The sequence below is a fragment of the Polynucleobacter sp. 86C-FISCH genome (assembly GCF_018882415.1).
In the GTDB taxonomy this organism is placed as follows: domain Bacteria; phylum Pseudomonadota; class Gammaproteobacteria; order Burkholderiales; family Burkholderiaceae; genus Polynucleobacter.
In genome coordinates, this window is sequence record NZ_JACVOL010000001.1 from 1,422,328 (window position 1) to 1,440,309 (window position 17,982).

The 17,982-nt window shown below is 46.8% G+C and carries 12 protein-coding genes; 8 read left to right on the top strand and 4 right to left on the bottom strand.

Features of this window, described 5'->3' with window-relative positions; all coding sequences use genetic code 11:
* Positions 1 to 96: 96 nt before the first annotated feature.
* From ICN10_RS07230 to radA, 3 genes are read left to right on the top strand one after another with little or no spacing between them, the layout of a single operon-like run.
* On the top strand, positions 97 to 2,040 hold the full coding sequence (locus tag ICN10_RS07230) for a potassium transporter Kup (RefSeq protein ID WP_216214143.1): 1,944 nt from the start codon (positions 97 to 99) through the stop codon (positions 2,038 to 2,040).
* Positions 2,037 to 2,546, top strand: coding sequence for a hypothetical protein (locus ICN10_RS07235; RefSeq protein WP_216214144.1), 510 nt, complete (start codon positions 2,037 to 2,039; stop codon positions 2,544 to 2,546). The genes ICN10_RS07230 and ICN10_RS07235 overlap by 4 nt, the downstream gene beginning before the upstream one ends.
* Positions 2,547 to 2,579: 33 nt before the next feature.
* Positions 2,580 to 3,944 carry a DNA repair protein RadA gene (radA, locus tag ICN10_RS07240; RefSeq protein WP_068322465.1) on the top strand — a complete coding sequence of 455 codons (1,365 nt, stop codon included), beginning with the start codon at positions 2,580 to 2,582 and terminating at the stop codon, positions 3,942 to 3,944.
* A 10-nt stretch (positions 3,945 to 3,954) separates the two neighbouring features.
* On the opposite strand, the gene prmB is transcribed toward radA, so the two are convergent.
* From prmB to dapD, 3 genes are read right to left on the bottom strand one after another with little or no spacing between them, the layout of a single operon-like run.
* Positions 3,955 to 4,851: a 50S ribosomal protein L3 N(5)-glutamine methyltransferase gene (prmB, locus tag ICN10_RS07245; protein WP_216214145.1), complete on the bottom strand. Its 897-nt coding sequence runs from the start codon at positions 4,849 to 4,851 to the stop codon at positions 3,955 to 3,957.
* A 44-nt stretch (positions 4,852 to 4,895) separates the two neighbouring features.
* Positions 4,896 to 6,047, bottom strand: a complete 1,152-nt coding sequence (dapE, locus tag ICN10_RS07250; protein ID WP_216214155.1) for a succinyl-diaminopimelate desuccinylase — start codon at positions 6,045 to 6,047, stop codon at positions 4,896 to 4,898.
* A gap of 9 nt (positions 6,048 to 6,056) precedes the next feature.
* Positions 6,057 to 6,884: a 2,3,4,5-tetrahydropyridine-2,6-dicarboxylate N-succinyltransferase gene (gene dapD / locus ICN10_RS07255; RefSeq protein ID WP_068322474.1), complete on the bottom strand. Its 828-nt coding sequence runs from the start codon at positions 6,882 to 6,884 to the stop codon at positions 6,057 to 6,059.
* A 174-nt stretch (positions 6,885 to 7,058) separates the two neighbouring features.
* Here dapD and smc point away from each other — a divergent pair, with 174 nt between their 5' ends.
* The 5 genes from smc to ICN10_RS07280 are packed head-to-tail and all read left to right on the top strand — an operon-like array spanning position 7,059 to position 15,385.
* Entirely contained in the window at positions 7,059 to 10,580 is a 3,522-nt protein-coding gene (gene smc, locus ICN10_RS07260) for a chromosome segregation protein SMC (protein WP_216214164.1), read from the top strand.
* On the top strand, positions 10,581 to 11,654 hold the full coding sequence (locus ICN10_RS07265) for a cell division protein ZipA C-terminal FtsZ-binding domain-containing protein (RefSeq protein WP_255536832.1): 1,074 nt from the start codon (positions 10,581 to 10,583) through the stop codon (positions 11,652 to 11,654).
* A 9-nt stretch (positions 11,655 to 11,663) separates the two neighbouring features.
* On the top strand, positions 11,664 to 13,679 hold the full coding sequence (gene ligA / locus ICN10_RS07270) for an NAD-dependent DNA ligase LigA (RefSeq protein ID WP_216214166.1): 2,016 nt from the start codon (positions 11,664 to 11,666) through the stop codon (positions 13,677 to 13,679).
* A gap of 19 nt (positions 13,680 to 13,698) precedes the next feature.
* Positions 13,699 to 14,880, top strand: a complete 1,182-nt coding sequence (locus ICN10_RS07275) for a hypothetical protein (protein WP_216214168.1) — start codon at positions 13,699 to 13,701, stop codon at positions 14,878 to 14,880.
* A gap of 13 nt (positions 14,881 to 14,893) precedes the next feature.
* Entirely contained in the window at positions 14,894 to 15,385 is a 492-nt protein-coding gene (locus tag ICN10_RS07280; RefSeq protein ID WP_216214170.1) for an NUDIX hydrolase, read from the top strand.
* Here the strand turns inward: ICN10_RS07280 and ICN10_RS07285 are convergent.
* Positions 15,382 to 17,979, bottom strand: a complete 2,598-nt coding sequence (locus tag ICN10_RS07285; protein ID WP_216214173.1) for a [protein-PII] uridylyltransferase — start codon at positions 17,977 to 17,979, stop codon at positions 15,382 to 15,384. The two genes, ICN10_RS07280 and ICN10_RS07285, sit on opposite strands and share 4 nt — an antisense overlap.
* Between the last annotated feature and the right edge of the window lie 3 nt (positions 17,980 to 17,982).

Sequence of the window (17,982 nt, forward strand, 5' to 3'; positions counted from 1 at the left end):
CGCATAAATAAGCGGTTTTTGAGTGCAAATTCTGGATTTAACGCGTCTCTAGAAGGAGTAACATATTGCCACGCAACATCACGCTAGGGTTTATTAATGTCAGTTAGCAATCCTGAGTTTTCAGAATCATCCTTATTAAGGCCTGTGGAGATTTCTCGAGAGGATCATCCTCATAAGAAAGGAGCCTCCATATCCTTGATGTTTGCCGCAATCGGTGTTGTGTTCGGTGATATTGGTACAAGCCCTCTTTACGCCCTTAAGGAATGTTTTAGTCCTGAGCATGGGATACCGTTTTCACCAGAGGCTGTCTATGGTGTGATCTCGATGGTGTTCTGGGCTTTTGCGATTGTGGTTTCACTCAAGTATGTTCTGTTTGTGATGCGCGCAAACAATCATGGCGAGGGCGGAATTTTGGCTCTTATGGCGCTTGCGCTAAGAACGGCTCCTGCAAATTCAAAACGCTCACTGATCATCATCATGGCCGGGGTGTTTGGGGCCTGCATGTTTTATGGCGATGCCATCATCACGCCTGCGATTTCAGTGCTCTCTGCTGTCGAAGGTCTAGAGGTGATCTCTCCTGATCTCACTCGATATGTCATACCAATCACCATTTTTATTTTAGTCATCCTCTTTCTTATTCAGAAGACAGGGACTGATTTGGTTGGAAAACTTTTTGGCCCAATCATGATGCTCTGGTTCGTAACCATTGGTTTGATGGGTTTGTATCAAGTCATTGAGAACCCAGCAATTTTTGCCGCAATTAATCCATTGTTTGCTATTCAGTTCTTGATAGACCACTCATTGCAAGGCTTTATTGTTTTGGGTGCAGTATTCCTGGTGCTGACTGGTGCTGAAGCTCTGTACGCTGATATGGGTCATTTTGGACTTAAGCCAATTCGTATGGGTTGGTTTTTTATTGTGATGCCTTGTTTGCTCTTGAATTACTTTGGCCAGGGTGCAATGTTTTTGAATAACCCAGAGACCATTACCAATCCATTCTTCTTGATGGTCCCAGAAGGTTTTGTATTTCCTTTGGTGCTTTTAGCGACCTCTGCAACTGTAATTGCTTCACAAGCTGTTATATCGGGCGCCTTTTCAATGACCAGTCAGGCAATATTGCTGGGCTTTGTACCGCGCATGAAGATTCGCCATACATCCGACAGGGAAATTGGTCAGATCTATATGCCTCTTGTGAACTGGGTGTTGTTGATTCTGGTTATTGCAGTTGTTTTGGCGTTCAAAAAGTCTGAAAACTTAGCTGCTGCATACGGCATTGCAGTTACCACCACAATGATTATCACGACCTTTTTGGCTGCGATTGTGATGCGGGTGGTGTGGCGTTGGAACACTCTTTTAGTCACTTTAGTAATTAGTGCATTCTTAATTGTTGATCTTGCTTTCTTAACAGCCAATCTTTTGAAAATTATGGAGGGTGGCTGGTTCCCATTATTGTTGGGTGCGGCTTGCTTCTTGTTATTAATGACTTGGTATCAAGGTCGTAAGATTTTGCGTCATAACGCCATGAGTAATGGCATTGAATTAAAGAGCTTTATAGATGCATTGATGATGCATCCTCCGCATCGTGTAGAGGGCACAGCAGTTTTCTTAACAGCTCATGTGGATTACTTGCCTGTTTCATTCCTGCATAACCTTAAGCACAATCATGTGTTGCATGAACGAGTATTTTTCTTAAAGGTGAGTATTTGGGATGTGCCATATGTAAAAGATAGTGAGCGCATTACTTTGAGAGATCTTGGTAATGGGATCTACGTGGTGCGCGCAGTTTATGGCTTTAATGAGACGCCAGATATGGGGCAGATTATTGAATTAATAGAGAAATCATCTGAGCTAAAGTTTGATTTAATGAACACATCATTCTTTTTATCGCGCGACACTATTGTTTCAACTTCTGTTCCTGGTATGGCTGTCTGGCGTGAGAAATTATTTTGCTGGATGTATCAAAATGCTGGCCGTCAGTCTGACTTCTTTAAGATTCCTGCAAATCGTTTAGTTGAGTTAGGTGCAAAGGTCGAGATTTGAGAAAGAATCTTTTGCTCCAATCAAAGATATTTATTTCAATATTTTTGTTGTCTACTGCGTTGAGTGGCGTTGTATTAGCCACTCCTGCAGAAGAAGCTGAGCTCGAGCAGTTAGACAGAATTGAGCAAGAGCTGGAGCTTCAGCGTGAGTGGGCAAAGTATCGCTGGAATAAGGCTTCATCTGAGTGCTATCAAAACTACTGGGTTAACTCTTGTTTAAAGGATGCTCGAGCGTTATATCGAAAAGAGATTGACCCTATTCGCCAGCAAGAAGTAGCTTTGCATGAAGTCCAGCGTAAGCTTCGCGAAAGCCTCAAGAACCAAGAGGATATCAAGCGTGCTGCTGAGAGAGCATCAACAGAGAAAGCTGCTGAACGTGCTGCGAACCAAGCTGAATTCGAGCAGAAGCAAAAAGATGCTGCCGCTCGAGCTGCTGATTTAGAGCAACGTCGTAAAGATGCACCTAAGCGTGCGCAAGAAAATAAAGCGGGCACTCAGCTCGATTAATGTTTTACTAATTTCAATTTCATTAGGCAACTCTTGGCTAAAGTCAAAACGGTTTATATCTGTCAGTCTTGTGGTGGCACCTCTGCCAAGTGGCAAGGTCAGTGCCCATCCTGTCAAGCATGGAACACCTTGGAAGAGGGGCTTCCGGAAACCACCTCTAATGCTCGATTCCAGGGGCTAGCGCAATCCTTACCAAGACAAAAGCTCTCTGCCATTACTGCGGAAGACTTGCCAAGATTTAGCACGGGTGTAGAGGAGTTCGATCGCGTGCTGGGTGGCGGATTAGTTCCGGGCGGCGTGGTGCTCTTGGGTGGCGATCCTGGTATCGGTAAGTCGACTTTGTTATTGCAAGCGCTTGCAGAGATGAGTGCTGCTGGTATGAATGTGCTCTATAGCAGCGGTGAAGAGTCGGCCGCTCAGATTGCATTGCGTGCAAAGCGCATTGCATTAGATGCCCCGCAGTTGGAGGTCTTAGCTGAAATTCAGTTGGAGAAACTGATTTCCATTATGGACACCGTGAAGCCACAAGTTTTGGTGGTGGATTCCATTCAGACTTTGTACTCTGAGGTTTTGAGTTCAGCTCCTGGTTCTGTTGCGCAAGTTCGTGAGTGTGCGGCGCAACTCACTCGAGCAGCAAAGTCTAGTGGTATTTGTGTATTGATGGTGGGTCACGTGACTAAAGATGGTCATCTAGCTGGCCCTAGAGTTCTAGAACACATCGTTGACACCGTTTTGTATTTCGAAGGTGATACTCATTCCTCTTTCCGTTTGGTGCGCTCCATTAAGAACCGTTTTGGCGCCGTCAATGAGTTGGGCGTATTTGCCATGACAGAAAAAGGTTTGCGGGGTGTTACCAATCCTTCGGCGATTTTCTTGTCACAGCACGAGCAAATGGTTCCTGGTGCTTGTGTGTTAGTGACGCAAGAAGGTAGTAGACCTTTATTGGTGGAGATCCAGGCTTTGGTGGATACGGCACATGTGCCCAATCCTCGCCGCTTAGCCGTTGGCTTGGAGCAGGCTCGTTTAGCCATGCTCTTGGCGGTATTGCATCGTCATGCAGGAGTTGCTTGCTTTGACCAAGACGTGTTTTTAAATGCGGTTGGTGGAGTTAAGATTTCTGAGCCTGCTGCTGACTTGGCGGTATTGCTTGCAATCCAATCATCGATTCGTAATCGGGCATTGCCAAAAGAGTTGATTGTCTTTGGTGAGGTTGGTTTGGCGGGGGAGATTCGCCCATGTCCTCGTGGTCAGGAGCGTTTGAAAGAGGCTGCTAAGTTAGGCTTCACTGTAGCCATCATTCCAAAAGCCAATATGCCTAAGACAAAGATTCCAGGGCTTAAGGTAATTCCAGTTGAGCGAATTGATCAGGCAATCGCAGCAGCAGCAGAGTTGAGTTAACTCTGCTGTCTTAACGCAAGTCTTCTGCTTGAATCAGTAAGACTTGCTCTTCCCCAGCAGATACCTCCATCCAGATTGCCGGAATTTGTGGGAAAGCCTTTTTAAAGTTCTCGTACTCATTGCCAATCTCAAGCAAGATGGCGCCACGCTCTGATAAATAATCAGGTGCTTGAGCAAGAATGCGTCTAATGATGTCCATGCCATCATCACCACCAGCTAACGCAAGCTCTGGCTCAGCATGATATTCAGCTGGAAGCGCATTCATAGAAGCTGCATTCACATAGGGCGGATTGCAAATAATGAGATCGAAGAGATTGTCTTCGTTGGGCTCAGGTAACGCATCCCACAAATCACCATTCAATAGCTCCACTTGGGAGCTCAGGCTATGGCGATCAACGTTACGCGCTGCAACTGAGAGTGCGGGCATGCTGATATCGCAGGCGCTCACATGTATATCTGGACAAGATAAAGCCAAGAGGATTGCGAGCGAGCCATTACCAGTGCAAAGGTCTAGCGCTTTGCCGTCAGCTGGTAACCAAGGCTCTAGTGAGCCATCGACAATGAGCTCAGCAATCCAGGAGCGCGGCACTATGCTTTGCTCGTTACAAAAGAATGGGACACCCATGAGCCATGCTTCGCCTAGGATATAGGCCAATGGCTTGCGTGTAGAGATTCTGGTATCAGCAACAGTGGATGCATTTTTCTGTTGATCTCCAGTGATTGCATCGTCTAAATGATCAAGCGCCTCCGCTGGACTCAGATCAAGTTGTTTGCTCACAATCCACAAGGCTTCGCTTTGTGCATCGATAGCCCCATGGCCGTAATGCAATTTACCTGCTTCGAGTTTTTGTGCAATCTGATTGATGCACTGGTTCACGGTAAGGCGTTGCTGAGACTCAGGGTCCATGATGGAGGGTTCTTTAGGAGAAAAAGGGGCGCACAGTTAAGCGATCAAGCGATAAGCTGTTCGAGTGTCTTGCGATAGATATTTTTGAGCGGTACTACGTCATCCACAATGACGCACTCATCGATCTTGTGGCTTGTAGCATTCAGAGGCCCAAATTCCACAACTTCTTTACAGATCTTGGCGATAAAACGACCATCACTTGTGCCGCCTGTAGTTGAAAGCTCTGTTTCCACATTGGTTTCTGCTTTGATGGCTTTGCGTAATGCGCCAGCCAAGTCGCCATCACCAGTAATGAATGGGCTACCACCTAATACCCAATCAATTTCAAACTCAAGACCTGCGTCTTTTAAGATCTTCTCTAGGCGCTCACGTAATTGTTCTGGTTTGCTCTCTGTTGAGAAGCGGAAGTTAAAGTCGATAACGAGTTCGCCGGGGATGACGTTGTTTGCGCCAGTACCAGCATGTACATTCGAGATCTGAAAGCTAGTAGGTTGGAAATATTCATTACCTTTATCCCACTCGGTTTCCACTAATGCAGAAATTGCTGGTGCAGAAAGGTGAATAGGGTTTTTGCCCAAATGGGGATAAGCAATATGAGCCTGGATACCTTTTACCTTGAGCTTGCCTGAAAGGGAGCCACGACGACCATTTTTAATCATGTCGCCGAGTTGATTCACTGAAGTGGGTTCGCCAATTACGCAGTAGTCCAAACGTTGACCATGTTTTTGTAAACGTTCGCACATGATGACAGTGCCATCGTTGGCAGGGCCTTCTTCATCGCTGGTGATTAAGAAGGCGATAGAGCCTTGATGGTCAGGGTGCGAAATGACAAATTCCTCTGTAGCCACTACGAAACCAGCGAGAGAGGTTTTCATATCCGCTGCGCCACGCCCGTAGAGCATGCCGTCACGAATCGTTGGCGTAAATGGGTTGCTTGTCCACTTCTCTAGTGGACCTGTGGGCACTACATCAGTGTGACCAGCAAACATCAAGACTTTGCCTTGATCTCCACCTTTGCCTTTTTTGATCGCCCACAAATTCGTTACCTGAAAATTTTCAGGACCACTCACCACGCTCTCAGTATGAAAGCCGATGGCTTGAAGACGCTGTGCAATTAAATCTTGGCAGCCACCATCAGCCGGTGTAACGGAGTGGCAGGCGATGAGAGCTTCGGTGAGCTCTAGTGTGGCGCTCATAGATTCGGCTTAATCACGAAGTAATTCGTTGATGGCAGTCTTAGCTCGTGTCTGAGCATCAACCTTCTTCACGATGATGGCTGCATACAAGCTGTATTTGCCACATGCGGATGGGAGAGAGCCTGGAACTACGACTGAACCTGCTGGTACGCGACCGTAGTGCACTTCACCAGTTTCACGGTCATAGATCTTGGTACTTTGACCGATATAGACGCCCATGGATAAAACAGCGTTCTCTTCGATCACGACACCTTCAACAACCTCGGAGCGGGCGCCGATAAAGCAGTTATCTTCAATAATCACTGGGCCGGCTTGAATTGGCTCAAGAACGCCGCCAATACCAACACCGCCAGAAAGGTGAACGTTTTTACCAATTTGAGCGCAAGAACCAACGGTCGCCCAGGTATCAACCATGGTGCCTTCACCTACATAAGCGCCAATATTGACGTAAGAGGGCATTAAAACGGCGTTTTTGCCAATAAATGAGCCGCGGCGGGCTACGGCAGGGGGTACCACTCGGAAGCCACCAGCAGCAAAGTCAGCTGCTGTGTAGTTTTCAAACTTGCTTGGAACCTTGTCATAGAACTGGGTAAAGCCGCCAGCACTCATAGGTTTGTTGTCTTCTAGGCGGAAAGAGAGCAAAACAGCCTTCTTAACCCACTGGTTAACTTCCCATTTACCTACGTCACGGCGCTCAGCCACACGAATAGTGCCGGCATTTAGGCCTTCTAGGACCGCATTTACGGCATTACGGACATCCCCAGGGGCGCTATCTGGAGACAGGTTTGCGCGGTTTTCCCAGGCTTGTTCAATGATGTTTTGTGGTGATTGGCTCATGCTTTTTAGTTAACTATCAGATTGTTAAGGGATTTTGTCCCTGAGGGTAGATTTATCATTATATAGATGGGGCAAAAACGCGTCTAAGCACCCTCAAGCTTGCTATCATCTTCCCACTTTAGCTTTAATTTTTACCCCTTTATTTGAACCTCTTTTTTCCCTGCAAAGTACGCCGTGCAACTGAAATCCATCAAACTTTCCGGCTTTAAGTCTTTCGTAGACCCAACCCATTTTGAAATGCCTGGCCAATTGATTGGCGTTGTGGGTCCTAACGGTTGCGGAAAGTCGAACATTATTGACGCCGTTCGCTGGGTTTTAGGCGAATCCCGCGCTAGCGAATTGCGTGGCGAATCCATGCAAGACGTTATTTTTAATGGTTCTGGATTACGTAAGCCATCTGGTCGTGCCAGTGTGGAACTCATTTTCGACAACACTGAAGGGCGCGCTCAAGGTCAGTGGAGCGCTTTTACAGAATTAGGTATCAAACGTGTTTTAACGCGCGATGGAAATTCGAGTTATTACGTCAATAACCAAGTAGTGCGTCGTAAAGATATTCAAGATATTTTCTTGGGCACTGGTATGGGTCCAAGAGGTTACGCAATTATCGGTCAAGGCACCATCAACCGCATTTTGGAAGCGAAGCCAGAAGAGTTGCGCGTGTTTTTGGAAGAAGCTGCTGGTGTTTCTAAATACAAAGAGCGTCGCAAAGAAACAGCATCCCGTTTAGAAGACACTGTAGAAAATTTAACTCGCGTTGAAGATATCTTGCGCGAGCTTGATCAACAACTCACTCGCTTGGAAAAACAAGCGACTGTTGCTGAGCGTCACGCCGAACTCTCTACGCAAATGAAATCACAGCAGCAGCTGTTGTGGTTTGTGCGTCAGACCGAGGCCGGTAAAGAGCAGGAGCGTCATGCTAACGGTATCCGCGATACGCAAGTTGGTCTAGAAGAGCAGACCGCTAAGCTACGCCACGTCGAATCTGAGTTAGAGACAATGCGCACACAGCAGTACGCATTGCAAGATAAAGTTTCTCAAGCACAAGGCGATTTGTATCAAACCAATTCTGACGTGAGTCAGGTTGAGTCACAGATTCTGTATGTGCAAGAAGCGCGTCAACGCTTGCAACAACAGACTCAAGATTTGCAGGCGCAACTGCAGCGTTGGACTGTGCAAGAGACTGATGCAGCTCAGGCTCAGCGCACTACTGAGCATGAGCTTTCTTTGGCTGCTGAAAAAGAGCAAACACTCTTGGCAGACTTAAATGGCTTGCAAGAGCAAATGCCAAGTCGTGAAGAGGCTTATCAAAATGCTTCACGCGAACTAAATAGCGCACGTGATGCATTGGCTTCAATTGAGCAACGCTTGGCAAGTTTGGGCGAACGCCTTCGCTCTATGTCTGCTCAGTCAGATGAATTGAAAGGGCGCGAGACTCGCCTTGTTGGGGAATTCGATGGCCTGCGTCGTCCGGATGCTGAAGCCTTGCAGATGGCGATTGATCGTCAAACAATGGCTGCTCGCAAAGTGGAAGAAGCTAAGCATCGCGCCGTTGAAACTCAACAACGCGTACCTGCTGCTGATGAAGCGCGTAACGCTGCCCAGCAAAAAATTCAGGAAGCAAATCAGGATTTAGCTCAAACCGAAGCTAAATTAACTGCATTAACTGCCTTGCAGGCTAGCGTACAGGCGCAAGGCAAGATTGGACCTTGGTTAGAAAGCAAGGGCCTCAAAGAAAGTAAGCGTCTTTGGCAAGAGCTCAAAGTTGAGAGTGGCTGGGAAGCTGCACTTGAGTCAGTATTGCGTGAGCGTTTAGCCGCAGTTACTGCAAAGAGTGTCCAAGAAACATTGGCCTTGGCCAATGATGCACCCCCAAGCCGTTTGGCAATTTTGCTCACGGAAGAAATTACTCCGGCGCATACATCCGCTCCCGCTGACTTCACGCCATTATTGAGTCGCGTGCAAAGTGCAGGTGCAGCAAGGCTCACTTCTGTGTTGCAAGAGTGGTTAGACAATATTTATATTGCTAGCAGCCTCGAAGATGCTTTGCATCGTCGCGAAAAACTACCTGCTGGTGGCGCGTTTGTTACTCAACAAGGCCATTTGGTTAGTCGTGTTGGTGTGCAGCTTTACGCAGCAGATTCTGAACAAGCCGGTATGTTGGCTCGTGCTCAAGAGATGGAGAGCCTCGAGAAACAATTGCGTGCGCAACAGTTGATGCAAAGCGAACTCAAAGGCGAATTAGATCAGTGTGTAGCGAACTATCAGGCAGCCCATCAAGCGGCTGAGCAAGCTCGTGAAAATGCTGAGCATGCCGTTCAAGAATCGCATGGCTTTGAAGTAGAAAGAATGCAGTTGACCCAGGCTGAAGAACAGTACAGCCAACGTGCGGCGCAGATTCAGGGTGAGTTAAGTGAATTGCGTCAGCAGATGGAGCAAGTAAGCCAGACTCAAGAGCAGTCTGCTGCCGAATTGCTCGAGTCAGAAGAGTCCAAGCAAGGTTTGCAAGAAGCTTTACAAGTAGCTCAAGAAAAATTAGAGCGCTCTACTGAAGAGCGTGATCGTTTGCGTGAATCGCTCCGTGCTGCTGAGATGGCTGCACAAGAGGCGGCATTTGCTACTCGTTCATTGCAACAGCGTATTGCTGATTTGCAACGTGATCAAAGTACCGCGCGTACACAGATCATGGAGATTCAAGATAAGCATGATGATGCCGCTCAAGAACTCGAAACCTTGAGCGATGAAGAGGCACAAGATAAATTGCAGGGCTTATTGCTAGCACGCAGCGCACGCGAAGCAGCTTTGGCAAATGCACGTACTGAGCAAGATGCTTTATTGCATCAATTGCGTGAGGCTGATGAGTCTCGCATGCAAGTAGAGCGTAGCCTACAACCTATGCGTGACAAAGTGGTTGATTTGCAATTGCGTGAGCAGGCTGCACGATTGAACTTTGAACAATTTGCTACTTTATTGTCGGATGCTGAGGCTGATCTCACTGCGCTTGAAGCAAGCTTCAGTCCCGATTTGAAAGTTGGCGCATTGCAAAGCGAAGTGAATCGCTTGAATACAGAGATTCAATCCCTAGGTCCAGTCAATATGGCTGCGCTAGATGAATTATCCAGTTCCCGTGAGCGTAAGCAGTTCTTGGATGCTCAATCTGCCGACTTGAATGAAGCGATGCAGACCTTGACAGATGCGATTGCCAAGATCGATGCAGAGACCCGTGATTTATTGCAAGGTACTTTTGATCAGGTGAATGCTCACTTTGGCAAACTGTTCCCCGAGTTATTTGGTGGTGGTCATGCAGAATTGGTGATGACTGGCGAAGAGATTCTGGATTCCGGTGTTCAAGTGATGGCACAGCCTCCTGGCAAGAAAAATAGCTCTATTTACCTCCTCTCTGGTGGCGAAAAGGCTTTGACTGCAATTGCCTTGGTGTTCTCACTCTTCCTTTTGAATCCAGCTCCTTTCTGTTTGCTGGATGAGGTTGATGCGCCATTAGATGATGCAAATACCTTGCGTTATGCAAATCTAGTTGCCAAAATGTCAGATAAGACACAGTTTTTATTTATCTCACATAACAAGATCACTATGGAAATCGCTCATCAATTGATTGGTGTCACGATGCAAGAGCAGGGCGTATCCCGCATTGTTGCTGTGGATATTTCTTCTGCGGTATCAATGGTAGAGGCTGCTTAAATGTATGTAGAACAAATCATGACGATGTTGGGTTTGTCTGATTTGCAATTGGCGCTGGCTGTTATTGGTCTTTTAATACTGATTGCAGTAGCTGTTCTAAACATTAAGTATTCTCGTGCTCGCCGTAAAGCAAAAGAGCAAAGCGAATATGCTTTAGATGATCGCTTTGCACGTGAGCCAAGCTTTTCCCAGGGCTTTGCGGATGGCGATGCATCTGGTCGAGCAGAGCCTGGCTTTGGCGAGCCCTTAACAACAATTTCCGCCCCAGAAAAGTTCGCGATTGATCCGCGCATCGATTGCGTTATTACCTTGCGTTTTGATGAAGCCATAAGCGGCGCAGAAATTCTGGCAGAAATTAACGCTTGGACCGATCTTGAAGCCCAATCTACAGCGCGTTGGATGTGTGAAGGTTTAAACGCGGATGTCGATGCTGCTGAAGACTGGGAAGAATTAAAGCCTGAAGGATCTTATTCAGAGTTACAACTGGCCATTCAGTTGGCTAGCCGCAAAGGTCCGATTGGTGTTTTGGAACTTTCTGATTTCTGCTCTCGTGCCCAGTCCCTTGCTGAAACTTTAGGCTCGCAAATTGATATGCCTAGCGTCAGCACCATGCTGGAAAGCGCTAAAGAATTAGATGTGATGGCTGCTGAGAGTGATATACAGTTGAGCATCAATGTGCTATTTGATGAACCATGCCCTTGGGGTAACTTTGATGCCCTCATGCGCCAACGCGGCTTCAAGTTATCTCGTAACGGACGCCAATATGAATACCTCAGCAAAGGCGTTGTGCTTTTCAATAGCGCTGACTTGGATCCGAATAAGTCCGTAGCTCAAGTCACTTTGTTGCTAGAGGTTCCTTTAGTTCCGCAAGATGAGCGCGCATTTGAAAGAATGCTCTCTGAGGGTGTGGAGATTGCCCAAGCTGCTCATGGCCGCTTGGTAGATGACAATGGCATTAACTTAAGTGAAGCTGCAGTCATTAGTATTCGTCAGCACCTTGATGTTCTCTATGCCAATCTTGAGAAATCTGGCATTCCTGCTGGATCTTCTACATCCAGCAGACTCTTTAGCTAGGAAATTACTTTGTCGTCCAATAGTCCGACAAATTTAGCGGAGCGTTACGCATTCTTGCAAGCCGAGCTCGCACGCCTTGAGCATGCTTACTACGTTCTAGATAATCCACTCCTGCCTGATATTGAGTATGACCGCCTCTATCGCGAGTTATTGGATATTGAAGCCGCTCATCCAGAATGGGTTACCCCAGAGTCTTTATCTCAGCGTGTAGGTGGGGCAGCATTAAAAGAGTTTGATTCGGTTACTCATGCAGTACCAATGCTTTCTTTGAATAATGCCTTTGAAGATGCTGAATTGATTGCCTTTGACCGTCGCTGTCGCGAGGCGCTCCACTCAGATCATGTCACTTATGCTGGTGAACTCAAGTTCGATGGCCTTGCAATCTCGCTTCGTTATGAAAACGGCTCATTAGTAACCGCTGCCACTCGCGGTGATGGAGCTAGCGGTGAAGATGTCACAGCCAACATCAAAACAATTCGCGCCATTCCGCTCAAACTCACTGGAAAAAACATTCCACAAGTCTTAGAGGTGCGTGGCGAGGTCTTTATGTATCTCAAAGATTTCGAGAAAATGAATCGACAGGCAGCAGAGTTGGGTGAGAAGGAATTTGCCAATCCCCGGAATGCGGCGGCAGGTAGCCTGCGTCAACTAGATTCAAAGATCACCGCTAAAAGGCCATTGTCTTTCTTTGCCTATGGCTTAGGCGCCCTAGAACCTCAGTCATGGCTGCCTAAAACCCACGAAGAATTACTAAATGCTTACGCTGAACTAGGCTTACCTGTTTGCTCAGAGCGTAAGGTATTGCATTCCGTTGAAGAGATCTTGGCCTTCTATAGTGAGATTGGCGCCAAAAGAGATTCATTGCCATATGACATTGATGGCGTTGTCTATAAGGTGAACTCATTCGCCGAGCAAGCTAAGTTGGGATTTGTATCAAGAGCCCCTAGATTTGCGCTCGCTCACAAGTACCCAGCACAAGAAGCACTTACAACTGTATTGGGTATTGATGTGCAAGTAGGTCGCACAGGTGCAATCACTCCAGTAGCAAGACTTGCTCCTGTAGAAGTGGGTGGCGTCACAGTCACTAATGCAACCTTACATAACGAAGACGAAGTCAAACGCAAAGATGTCCGAATTGGCGATACTGTTTCAGTACGTAGAGCAGGTGATGTGATTCCTGAGGTGGTTTCGGTAATTAAGGATCGCCGCCCAGCAGATGCAAAAGAATTTGTCATGCCAATTCGTTGTCCTGTCTGCGATTCTCATATCGAGCGTTTGGCAGATGAGGCTGTAGCACGCTGTAGTGGTGGCCTCTTCTGTGGGGCTCAGCGCAAACAGGCTTTAATTCACTTTGCTCATAGAAGAGCCCTTGATATTGAAGGCCTAGGTGAAAAGATTGTCGATCAATTGGTAGATCACAATCTAGTCAGGACTCCCGCAGACCTCTACAGATTAGGCTTCACAGCATTAGCTAACCTAGAGCGTATGGGTGAGAAGTCGGCAGATAACCTCATTCAAGCAATCAACCAATCCAGAAGCACCACCTTAGCCCGATTTATCTTTGCTTTAGGTATTCGTCACGTAGGTGAGACAACTGCCAAGGATTTAGCGAATCACTATCAGTCGATGCATGCATTAATGGATGCAAATCTCGAAGACCTGTTAACAGTAAAAGACGTTGGTCCTGTAGTTGCCGACTCCATCACGAGCTTTATGCAAGAGGCACACAATCGTGAGGTAATTGAGCAACTACTAGCATCCGGAATGCAGCTCGCCGTAGAAGAAAAAGTGATTAGTGCTGCCGTTGCAGGTAAAACTTTTGTTCTGACCGGCACATTCCCGACAATGACAAGAGATGAGGCAAAAGATCTCCTCGAAAAAGCGGGTGCCAAGGTTGCTGGATCAGTTTCTAAGAAGACTGACTATGTAGTAGCTGGTGCAGATGCTGGCAGCAAGCTCACGAAAGCAGAAGAATTAGGTGTGTCGGTGATTGATGAAGCTGAAATGCTGGATTTGCTGAAATAAAATTCATTATTCAGCGCTTATGAAAACTCGCTTACTAGTATTGGTCTTTGCAATCGCTCTCGGAGCATCCTTGATTTCTTGCGGTGGAGGTGGCAGTACCGGTAGTGAGGGTGGTGGCAACAATCCGAGTCCTCAGACCCTTACCCCTTGGACTGGCCTATATGACGGCTTGAATACCATATACCTCCCTTATGTTAATGGGCAAATTACCACTGCTTCAGTCCCTTCGATATACGCCAAGATTGGCGATCATCCAAGCGCCGTGGCATTTGGAATGGATACCGGATCGACAGGTACAGTTGTATCTCCAGAATATTTCACTCCGGGCGATGGCGACATCCTCCAAGGTCTTGGTAGTGTGACCTACAGCAGTAGCGGTATCGTGTGGAGTGGCGAGGTCTGGCGCACTAAAGTTTCTTTGATGTCTAGTTCAACCGAAGTGGTTGCTGAAGCTTCAGTTGATGTGCTAAGGGTGTCGGATCAGACCTGTCTTGATCATGCCAGGGATTGCACGCCAAAGCGCGCTCCAACTGGGATTCACTTTATGGGTATCGGGTTTAATTCTGGCACTGGATTTACTTTGCCACCGAATGTGGTGTCTGCGGCTGCGAACAATCCCTTTACCAACTTAACTTATACAAAGAATGTTCCGTTAAATACTGTCCGTAAGGGTTGGTTGCTTACCAACCAAGGGGTTTATTTGGGAATGTCTAGTGAGTTAACTAAAAATTTTGCATTTGTTAAGTTAGAACAAAATCCTGCCACTTTAGGATCTACCACGCCTCTATGGCAAAGTGCACCAGCAGCAGTGGGTGTGAATGGAGTTGTCAAGCAAGGTGTTTCACTGGTGGATACCGGGGTTGGGGAGATGTTGATTTCGCCAGTTGCTGCCAATGGCTATGCACCTGGAGATATGCCGCTTGGTGTTTCGATAGACATTCTTTTCCCAAGTCAGGCCCAGCCTCAACCAGCTTATTACAACTTTGTGGTTACAAGTCCTACGAATCCTGGATTAAATCCAATGACGCCTGGAACGGTGATTGTTTCCGAGGACACTTCCGGCATTGTTTTTGTTAATACCGGAAGAAATTTTTTGCAAGGATTTAATTATTTGTACGATGGCGTATCTGGCTATGTTGGCTATGGTGATAATGGGAATAACGCCGCAAATCTTTATCGTGCGATTGTTCCAACACAATAAATCCTAGTACTACATGAGTATTTTTGATTGTATTGCCGATGAGGCGAAAAAAACGGAGTATCAAAGCCAGTGCGATGCCATTCTGGAATCATCAAACCCATTTTCTCGCGCAACCATCCAGGGTCATATTACAGCTAGCGGTTTAGTAGTTAAGGATGGTAAGGCTTTACTAATTTTTCATCCTTATATCAAGCGCTGGTTCCAGCCTGGTGGCCATATTGATGAAGGCGACTCTCCGATTGCGGCTGCAATTAGAGAGGTTTACGAAGAAACTGGCTACGTCTGCGAACTGGACTCTGACAGTCAAGATCCGATTGATATTGATATTCACGAGATCCCTGAAAATCCTAAAAAGGGCGAGGGCGCTCATTTACATATTGATTTGCTTTATTGTTTGCGAGTCGTGCGACAAGAACAATCAGCAGAGGATATTGAATGCAAGTGGTTTGCTTTCGGTGATATCGAAAGCATTCGAATCCAGCGAGCCTTGGCTAAATTGGGTTAAGCCCCTAACGCCTCTAGTAACTCTGTCTCAAGCTGAATCTGTAGCTTGGGATTCTTACCCAAGTTAGCAGCATCAAGAAGCAGTACGTCTTCCACTCGCTCGCCAAGAGTATTAATACGTGCTGTGTGGATTGATACCTGATGCTTCGCTAATACTCGAGATATGGTGTAGAGCAGTCCGGTGCGGTCACTTGCTGATAGTGCCAGCGTGTAGTATCTACCGCGATCATCCGGAACCATGTGAACGCGTGGCTGAATTGGAAATGTGCGAGATTGTCTTGAGAGGCGACCCATGCTTGGGGTTGGTAATGGCTCGCTATTCGTTAGCGCAGCAGTAAGTTCAAACTCTACTAGCTGAATAATGTCACGATAACTGCCACCTTCATCCACTAAGTTACTACCAGAGATTTGGAAGCTATCTAAGGCATAGCCATGACGCGTCGTATGAATACGTGCATCCCAAATGGAGAAGCCGTGTCTCTCGAAGTACGCACAGATTCTGGCAAACAGATCTTCTTGATCTTTTACGTAGACAGCTACTTGCAGCCCTTCGCCAATTGGAGATAACCTGGCTCTGACAATTGGCTGCTCACTATTTACTTTATTAAATAGATGGCGTGTAAGCCAAGCAATATCAGAAGAATCTTGTCTTAAGAAGAAGGCAACGTCCAATTGCTTCCATAGGTCTTCATAAGCATCATCGTTAATGCCATAGAGACGCAACTTCGCTTTGGATTCTTCTTGGTGTTGCGCTAATTCTGAGGAGGCATCCGGCTTAGCTCCACCTAATACTCTTAGGGTTGCGCGATACAGGTCTTCAAGGAGTTTGCCTTTCCAGGCATTCCAGACTTTCGGGCTAGTACCTCGAACATCGGCAACGGTGAGTAAGTAGAGTGCAGTGAGATGACGCTCATCACCCATCTTTTTAGCAAATGCTTTCACGACATCAGGATCGGTGATGTCTTGCTTCTGAGCTGTTTGGCTCATATTGAGATGTTCAGCTACCAACCATACTAAAAGCTCAGTATCTTTTTTATCCAGGCCATGTTCTTTAGCGAACTTGCGTGTATCTGCTTTTCCTAGTTGCGAATGGTCGCCCCCACGCCCTTTGGCAATATCATGAAAGAGTGCTGCAATAACGAGCAACCAAGGTTTCTCAAAGTGAGCAATGAGACTGCTGCAGAAAGGGAACTCATGAGTGTGTTCAACCACCATGAAGCGGCGCACATTGCGTAGCACCATCAGGATGTGTTGATCGACTGTGTATATATGGAACAGGTCATGCTGCATCTGCCCAACAATCTTTCTGAAGGCTGGAAGGTAACGCCCTAGTACGCTGCTGCGATTCATCAGGTGGAAAGCACGGCTTACACCTTCAGGCTGCTTCAAGATCTCCATAAAAAGCGCGCGATTAATCGGGTCTTTGCGCCATTTGCTATCCATCTTAGTTCTGGCGTTGTAGAGCGCTCTGAAGATGGTTGCCGATAAGCTCTTTACATTAGATGTTTGGGCAAATACTAAGAAGGTTCTCAGAATTTGCTCTGGATGTTTTTGAAAGAGCTCCGGATCCGTAATATCCAATACTCCTTGGCGCTCAATAAAGTATTCATTACCTTCACCTGGAATAGGGTGAGTGGTTTTAGATTCCTGCGGGAAAAGAATGGCTTCAATGTTCTGCAGTAGAACATCGTTCAATTGGGTTACTGCTTTAGCAGCCCAATAGTAGCGGCGCATGATTGCTTCACTAGCAACCCTTGGGGATTCTTCTTTGATGCCCATGGACGCTGCTAAAGGGGCCTGTAAATCAAAAGCCAGAACATCTTGCCTACGTTTTGCTAGGAGGTGGAGGTTGGCACGTAAGGTTTCTAAAAATCGTTGATTGCGATTGAGTTCAGTCAGTTCGCGTTGCGTGACAAGGCCGGCCTCGTGTAGATCCTTAAAGGTATCGCCCAATAGCGCGGCTTTACTCACCCAAGAGATCACTTGCAAATCACGCAAGCCGCCGGGACTCTCTTTGCAATTTGGCTCTAGAGAGTAAGGGGTGTTCTGATATTTGTAGTGACGCTGAATTTGTTCTGCTTGCTTGGCTTGGAAAAAAGCCTTTGGATCCATAGCTGCTTCAAAGGCTTTTGCAAAGTCTTTGAATAAAGCTTTCTTGCCGCAAAGGAAGCGTGCTTCTAAAAGTGAGGTACGTACCGTGACATCTTGATCAGATTCTGAAATACATTCAGCGATATTACGGACCGAGGAGCCTATCTCTAAACCCACATCCCAGCAACTAGCAATAAATTGCTCAACTTGCTTTGATAGGGCGATTGCCTGCTTTTCATCTTCCGGCAAAAGAATGAGGATGTCGATATCAGAGGATGGGAATAAAGCATTTCTTCCATAGCCACCAACAGCTATTAAAGCGGCTTCGTTTTTTAAGCCACTGTTATTCCAAAGATGGGCGAGTATTTGATCGCTCATCTTAGTAAGTTGTTTAGTTAACTTACCTACCGCTTGTGTTTTTCTAAACTCGTCGTAAGCAACTTCGCGAGCGGCACGCAGGCTAGCTGCATCAGTGATTTTGCTTGCTGCCTGAAGCTTGCTCATGAA

What these genes read in the sequence shown, in the direction of transcription:
- ICN10_RS07230 (WP_216214143.1), top strand. Translation starts at nt 97, where the DNA reads ATGTCAGTTAGCAATCCTGAGTTTTCAGAATCATCCTTATTAAGGCCT.
- prmB (WP_216214145.1), bottom strand. Translation starts at nt 4,851, where the DNA reads ATGGACCCTGAGTCTCAGCAACGCCTTACCGTGAACCAGTGCATCAAT.
- dapE (WP_216214155.1), bottom strand. Translation starts at nt 6,047, where the DNA reads ATGAGCGCCACACTAGAGCTCACCGAAGCTCTCATCGCCTGCCACTCC.
- dapD (WP_068322474.1), bottom strand. Translation starts at nt 6,884, where the DNA reads ATGAGCCAATCACCACAAAACATCATTGAACAAGCCTGGGAAAACCGC.
- ICN10_RS07265 (WP_255536832.1), top strand. Translation starts at nt 10,581, where the DNA reads ATGTATGTAGAACAAATCATGACGATGTTGGGTTTGTCTGATTTGCAA.
- ICN10_RS07275 (WP_216214168.1), top strand. Translation starts at nt 13,699, where the DNA reads ATGAAAACTCGCTTACTAGTATTGGTCTTTGCAATCGCTCTCGGAGCA.
- ICN10_RS07280 (WP_216214170.1), top strand. Translation starts at nt 14,894, where the DNA reads ATGAGTATTTTTGATTGTATTGCCGATGAGGCGAAAAAAACGGAGTAT.
- ICN10_RS07285 (WP_216214173.1), bottom strand. Translation starts at nt 17,979, where the DNA reads ATGAGCAAGCTTCAGGCAGCAAGCAAAATCACTGATGCAGCTAGCCTG.